The following is a 6379-nucleotide window of genomic DNA, read 5'->3' as shown; positions in this document are numbered from 1 at the left end:
TATCACAGCGTTATATTACAAATCGTTTTCTTCCAGATAAAGCCATTGACTTGATGGATGAAGCGGCTTCTAAATTGCGTATGGAAATCAATTCAAAACCAGAAGAATTAGATGTTTTGGATAGAAAAATTATGCAGTTGGAAATCGAAATTGAAGCCATAAAAAGAGAAAATGACGAAACAAAACTAAAAGGACTTGGCTTAGATTTAGCCAACTTAAAGGAAGAACGCAACGAAATGTACAGCAAATGGAAAGCTGAAAAAGACGTTGTAGATAACATTCAAAGTGTAAAACTAGAAATTGAAGATTTAAAACAAGAAGCTGAACAAGCCGAACGAAATGGTGATTACGGAAAAGTAGCCGAAATTCGTTACGGAAAAATCAAAGAAGCTCAAGAAAATCTAGATGCTTTACAAATACAATTAGTCGAAAATCAATCCGAAAACTCCTTAATAAAAGAAGAAGTCACTCGTGAAGATATTGCGGAAGTTGTAGCCAAATGGACTGGAATTCCAGTAATGAAAATGCTTCAAGGAGAACGAGAAAAACTATTAAACCTAGAAAACGAATTACACAAACGTGTCGTTGGTCAACAAGAAGCTATTGTGGCTGTAAGTGATGCTGTTAGAAGAAGTCGTGCCGGTTTACAAGACATTAAAAAACCAATTGGTTCGTTCTTGTTCTTAGGTACAACGGGTGTCGGAAAAACCGAATTAGCCAAAGCTTTAGCCGAATATTTATTTGATGATGAAAGTGCTTTAACTCGTATTGACATGAGTGAATACCAAGAAAGACACAGTGTGAGTCGTTTAGTTGGTGCACCTCCAGGATATGTAGGCTATGATGAAGGAGGACAATTGACAGAAGCGGTTCGAAGAAAACCCTATTCTGTGATCTTATTAGATGAAATTGAAAAAGCACATCCTGATACCTTTAATATCTTATTGCAATTATTAGATGAAGGTCGTTTAACGGATAACAAAGGAAGAACTGCCGATTTTAAAAATACAATTATCATCATGACTTCTAATATGGGAAGTGATATTATTCAAGAGAAATTCGACAATTTAAAAGGAAGTGTCGAAGCTGCAACAGAAGCTGCAAAAGTCGAGGTTTTAGGTTTATTAAAACAAACTGTTCGACCTGAATTTATTAATCGTATTGATGAAATTGTATTGTTCACACCCTTAACAAATGCAAACATTAGAGAAATTGTAGGTATTCAATTAAAAGGGGTAACAAAAATGTTAGCAAAACAACAAATAACACTAGATGCATCTCCAGAAGCAATTGATTATTTAGCGGAAAAAGGATTTGATCCACAATATGGAGCAAGACCCGTAAAAAGAGTAATCCAAAGAGAAGTTTTAAATGAACTATCCAAAGATATCTTATCCGGAAAAATTACAACGGATAGCATAATTCTATTAGATAGTTTTGATGGAAAATTAGTTTTTAGAAACAAATAAATTAGTATTCAGTGGTCGGTAATTAGATAGCAGTTTAAAACTGCTATTGATTGAAATGGTGTTTTTTTTGTTAGTTTGGTTAAAAACACTCAATATTTGTAATAGAATGTTGGGTGTTTTTTTTTTAATTTATTTTAATAAATTTCTGATTTTTTACTTTTTTATCTACTTGGATATTAATAAAATATATTCCAGCTTCTAAATCTTCTACATCAATATCTTTTTCATTTGCTGAAATTTTAACTATTCTTCCGTTACTATCAAAAATTTCAACTTTATCAAATGAATTCATGTTTTTTATACTTAAAATATTTGAAACAGGGTTGGGATAAATTATGATATCATCATTTGTAAAAGTTGCATTGTTTAGTAATGCTGGATCTTGTCTTTCAGCTGTTCTATCTATACAATTATTATAGCTATTTAAAAAAAACACAGTATTTCCATCTTCAAATGTTGCAGGAACAGCACTAACAACATTACCAGTTACCAATGAAATACCATAAATAATTTGTCCTGTTCCTACAAAATAATAAATATTATTACTCTCATCAATAGTAGAACTTGCACCTACTGAGTAAGCATTTGATGGCAGCTGGTTGGTAGAAATTTCAGTAACAACACCAGTTGTTGCGTTAATTTTCCCTAACTTCATGTAATAAATATAACCTGTAGGCGTTGGTGCATTTGGACTTGGGTATTTTCCTCTGATTAAGCCATAAATTTCATTATTTGCACAATTAAAAGCAACATTTCCAAAAGCATAATATTCAGGATTACTGTAAACAAAATTGGGGCTGGAATAAACATTACCATTATATAAATCTAATCCTATAAATTTTTGGGGTGAACAATAATAAAAAATCATTTGAATGGGATCAATGACATTTCCAGAAACAACACTCTGATCAACCAATGGATTTTGAGACAATTGTGTTAAACTGCCAGTTGTGGTGTTTAATTTTGCCAAATACGCAGCAACTTGTTGCACTCCAGTTGATACTCTTGCTAAACCGTACAATGTATTGTCAGAGTTATTGAAACGAACTTGTCCGAAGTAAGTAGTTCCAATATTGGTAAAACTCGTTATAGGTGTTTGTTGTAAAAAATTACCCGTGTTTATATCAAAAGTCATGAAGGAATTATTACCAATGAGATTATAGGTATCATTATTCTGATTAACAGAACCACCATCAACAGTAAAATTTCCAGAGACAGTATTAGTTCCAAGTCCTATGTTATCAATATATCCCGTAATGGGATTAAGTTCAGCTACTCTAACTACACCATTAGTGTATTGCATAGTTACTGGATTTTGTAGTGACTTATATGAAATTGAGTATAAATTATTAATTTGTTGTCCAAAAGAATAAGAAATAATTAAAATAGATAGTAAAAGGTAGAATTTTTTCATATAAATTTAATTTTGATATAAATTTAATAATTTTTTAAACACACAAGTTAATTTTAATTTAATTTAACTTTTGTTAAACCTTTGAAATTGAGTGCGTTATATTTTTAATAAAAAAAGCTGCCCAATTACGGACAGCTTTTTAAGAATAATAATTAACCAAATTACTAATTTAAATTATTTTGGCATTACAACTGTATCAATTGCATGAATAACACCGTTTGATGCAGCAACATCTGCCATAACAACAGTTGAAGTTTTTCCGTTAGCATCTGTCAAAACTACTTTACCAGCTGGTAATTTGTTAAAAGCTTCATTTGTTGGAGCAAATACTGTAAAGGGTCCTTCACTTGCTAAAGTTTCAACTAATCCAGCTGCTTTAACCGCTGCTACTAAAGTTGAGAAATTTTCGTTTCCAACTGCTACATCAACAATTGTTGTTGGTTGTACCATTTCTGGCTCTTCCATTACTACCTCTGTTGAGTCAACTGCAACAACTTCTTCTTCTGTTTTTTTTCCGTCTCCACATGAAGTCATTACTAATGCTGCAAATGAAAACATGCTAATTTTTTTTACTAAATTCATTTTTTTTAAAGTTTAATTTATAAATATTTACACAAATATAAAATATTTTTTGTTTAATTTTATTAAAAAAAAGTTAAACAATTTTTATTACTTATAAATCAAATAAACAAACTTACATAAAATAATTATTTTTACTTAATTTATAAAAACTTGCTTGTCATGAATTAAATTCAGTTTAAAAAAGTTAAAAAAATCATTAAGATATTATGTTTCATTAAACTTTACAAGCCTAAATTACCCAAACATCTTAATGATTAAATATAATAGTTCGATTCTTAGAAAACAAATTCGAATACTTTATTCTGAAAGAATCTTAAAATTCTTAACCTATATAGCTAATGATTTTCCCTCATTTTTTCATGTGTATTATCTAAAACACGCTTTACTTTTTTTAAGGCATTGTGAAATGCTTTTTCAATTGAATCTGAATGATCTGTAACAGCAATTGGTTCTTTCTTAGCCACTCGAACTTCAATTAGGCATTTTTTATCATTCTTGCCAAATTTATCACTATTTTCATCTCCAAAATGAACTTCTACTCTTGTAATTAAATTATCAAATCGTTCTAATTCAGTATTTATTTCGCTTGAAAAAAAAGCAGTTAATCGTTCACTGTTTTCAATATTTTTGTCGGTGTTAATTTGTATTTGCATATAGTTTTAGTGTTATTTATTAATTCTTAAATTTAAAGCAATTTGAAGACATTTCAAAAAAAATTAGGATAAGTTTAGTATTTAATTTCAATTCAGTTTTAGATTAAATATTAAACTTATCAATCACAATCTAATAAAATAATATTACCATAAAAACAATGTGAAAAATTAATAAGCAACTCTCTTAGCCTATTAAATTTTTAAGATTTCTCAAATTTCTTCATCTGTATTCTAAGCTTAAAAAATCGACATAATCAGTATTTGACAAAGTCAATCCGTTTCATCCGCATTGCAAAAACAAAGAGAGAAACTCACAAACAAAAACCATTTAAATTTTATAAATTTCTATAATCTGTCTTCCAAAACAAATCAAACTTTCCGTAAATTTGCTTTTTTAAAACAAAACCGATGTTAAAAACAATTACTTTTTTAATCCTGTTTGTTACTTTAAACGCTTTTACCCAAGAATATAACGTTCCTTATCGAAAAGGAAATCTTTGGGGTTTTGCTGATAAAAATGGTAAAATAAAAGTCGAACCCAAATACGATTCCATTAATCCAGAAATGAATAACTTTAGATGGTTTGTATATCAAAACAATAAAGTTGGCGTTATAAACGAAAAAGGTTTTGAAGTGCTAAAACCAATTTACGATTCTATTTTTAGAAAACCAGTTCACAGTAGGTATAATGAGTTTATAATTTACAAAGACAATCTTACAGGCTATTCTGATATGGATGGGGAATTTTTAATTCCCATACAATATAAATCAATAAACAAAGCTGAAAATGATAGCTTTAATGAATTAGAACTAAAGTTTTTTGTCCAAAAGAATAAGGATTCTAACTATAAGTTAATCAATACCAATGAAACTGAAATCCTAACAAATATTGATGACTATAGAGAAATAAACAATGGTTTTTATATTATAGGTAAGGAAAATAAATTTGGAGTTTATAACACCATTAAAAACGAATGGAAAATTAATAACGAATATGACAGCATTAAATATTTTGATTACAAAGATTTTCATGAGCCGAAAGAACCTTATGAAAGCATCAAATATTATGGTATAAAAGAGAAAGTTTATTATCTATTTACAATAGATTTTCGAGTAATTAAAACAACAATCAATAAATTAGAAGACTTTTTTAATGCACCAAATATGGGTGATTATGAGGTAATGTCTGTTATAGGTTCAACAGAAAACGCTAGAACTTTTGAAACTAAATTAGTTACTGGTGAAGCCTTTGTTGAAAATAATGCTTATAAATCTAAAGATTTCTATAGAACACGTTTAAAAATTGAAATCATAAAACATAAAGAAAAATACAGTGCAATTACAAATAGTATAAGTTTCGACAGAAGTAAATTCAAAGAATATGATGAAATCAAACTTGTCATAAAGACCCATAATGACACTTACGATTGTACGTTTGCTTTAGTAAAATCAAAAAAGAAGTGGCAAATATTAGACTTAGTTAAGAATGAAATAATTCCAAATATTGAGTTTGATCAAACAGAATTTCATGAAAAATTTCAAGATATTTTGATTCTTAAAAACAAATCAAAAATAGGAACATACCGAATGAGCGATGATTACAATAAAGAAATAGCTGTTGTTATTGAACCTACTTATGACTCTATTTCTAGTTTTAACTATATTTATTCTTTAGATGATGATTATAATTCTTTCAAAGTCTGTTATTTTAATAAAAATGGAAAGCTTTGTCCTGTTGGAAGTAATGGCGTAAAATATTACGAAGATTAATTATTTATAAGTCTAAATTATAGTCTTTCACAAAACGTACTAAAAATAAACCCCTTCAGCTTGCACTGAAGGGGTTTTTAGTAAAATTACTTTTTATTAAAAATAATCTTAACTAACCAACCTTAAATATATGTTTGTTATTCTTTCTTACCATCTATTATAGCTCCTGTACCAGCACCAACTCCTGCCCCTGCTAAACCACCAATAATAGCACCCGTACCTTTTTTCTTGCTAACAATTGCTCCTGTTACAGCTCCAACTCCAGCTCCAATTACTGCTCCTTTAGCAGCTCCACTCCATTTCTTTTTGGCAGGTGCAGCAGCAGTTTGATTTACAATAATAACCTCTTTTTGTTGCGCTTGTTGTATAACCATCACATTATTCATAGAGTCAATTACTCTTTGTTTTGCATATTCAATTTTTAGTGAATCTATAGTGGCTTCTTTAGCAAAATCCGCATCTGACTTATCTGTATTTTTACACGATATAAA

General features: G+C 29.1%; 6 protein-coding genes. 2 read left to right on the top strand and 4 right to left on the bottom strand.

What is annotated here, in order from left to right:
• A partial coding sequence (locus AACZ53_RS13225) for an AAA family ATPase (protein ID WP_339839356.1) occupies window positions 1–1469 on the top strand: 1469 nt, incomplete at its 5' end.
• 124 nt (window positions 1470–1593) lie between these two features.
• Here AACZ53_RS13225 and AACZ53_RS13220 read toward each other — a convergent pair.
• The 3 genes from AACZ53_RS13220 to AACZ53_RS13210 all read right to left on the bottom strand — a co-directional run bounded on the left by AACZ53_RS13220 (window position 1594) and on the right by AACZ53_RS13210 (window position 4118).
• The gene (locus AACZ53_RS13220) at window positions 1594–2883 is read right to left on the bottom strand and encodes a T9SS type A sorting domain-containing protein (protein ID WP_339839353.1); all 1290 of its coding nucleotides are present in this window, start codon (window positions 2881–2883) and stop codon (window positions 1594–1596) included.
• A 174-nt stretch (window positions 2884–3057) separates the two neighbouring features.
• Window positions 3058–3465: a fasciclin domain-containing protein gene (locus AACZ53_RS13215; protein ID WP_339839351.1), complete on the bottom strand. Its 408-nt coding sequence runs from the start codon at window positions 3463–3465 to the stop codon at window positions 3058–3060.
• Between the two features lie 335 nt (window positions 3466–3800).
• Window positions 3801–4118, bottom strand: a complete 318-nt coding sequence (locus tag AACZ53_RS13210) for an HPF/RaiA family ribosome-associated protein (protein ID WP_339839348.1) — start codon at window positions 4116–4118, stop codon at window positions 3801–3803.
• 408 nt (window positions 4119–4526) lie between these two features.
• On the opposite strand from AACZ53_RS13210, the gene AACZ53_RS13205 reads away from it, so the two are divergent.
• The gene (locus AACZ53_RS13205) at window positions 4527–5888 is read left to right on the top strand and encodes a WG repeat-containing protein (RefSeq protein ID WP_339839345.1); all 1362 of its coding nucleotides are present in this window, start codon (window positions 4527–4529) and stop codon (window positions 5886–5888) included.
• 137 nt (window positions 5889–6025) lie between these two features.
• Here the strand turns inward: AACZ53_RS13205 and AACZ53_RS13200 are convergent, their stop codons facing one another.
• Complete coding sequence (locus AACZ53_RS13200; protein WP_339839359.1) at window positions 6026–6376, bottom strand: glycine zipper family protein; 351 nt, start codon at window positions 6374–6376, stop codon at window positions 6026–6028.
• Window positions 6377–6379: the final 3 nt, after the last annotated feature.

It is taken from the genome of uncultured Flavobacterium sp. (assembly GCF_963975005.1).
GTDB lineage: Bacteria > Bacteroidota > Bacteroidia > Flavobacteriales > Flavobacteriaceae > Flavobacterium.
The sequence above is the reverse complement of the archived record's forward strand: the minus strand, read 5'-3'. Positions and strand labels throughout refer to the sequence as shown.

Bases quoted from the DNA above. Each gene is read 5' to 3' on its own strand.
- AACZ53_RS13215 (WP_339839351.1), bottom strand. From the start codon at position 3,465: ATGAATTTAGTAAAAAAAATTAGCATGTTTTCATTTGCAGCATTAGTA.
- AACZ53_RS13220 (WP_339839353.1), bottom strand. From the start codon at position 2,883: ATGAAAAAATTCTACCTTTTACTATCTATTTTAATTATTTCTTATTCT.
- AACZ53_RS13205 (WP_339839345.1), top strand. From the start codon at position 4,527: ATGTTAAAAACAATTACTTTTTTAATCCTGTTTGTTACTTTAAACGCT.
- AACZ53_RS13210 (WP_339839348.1), bottom strand. From the start codon at position 4,118: ATGCAAATACAAATTAACACCGACAAAAATATTGAAAACAGTGAACGA.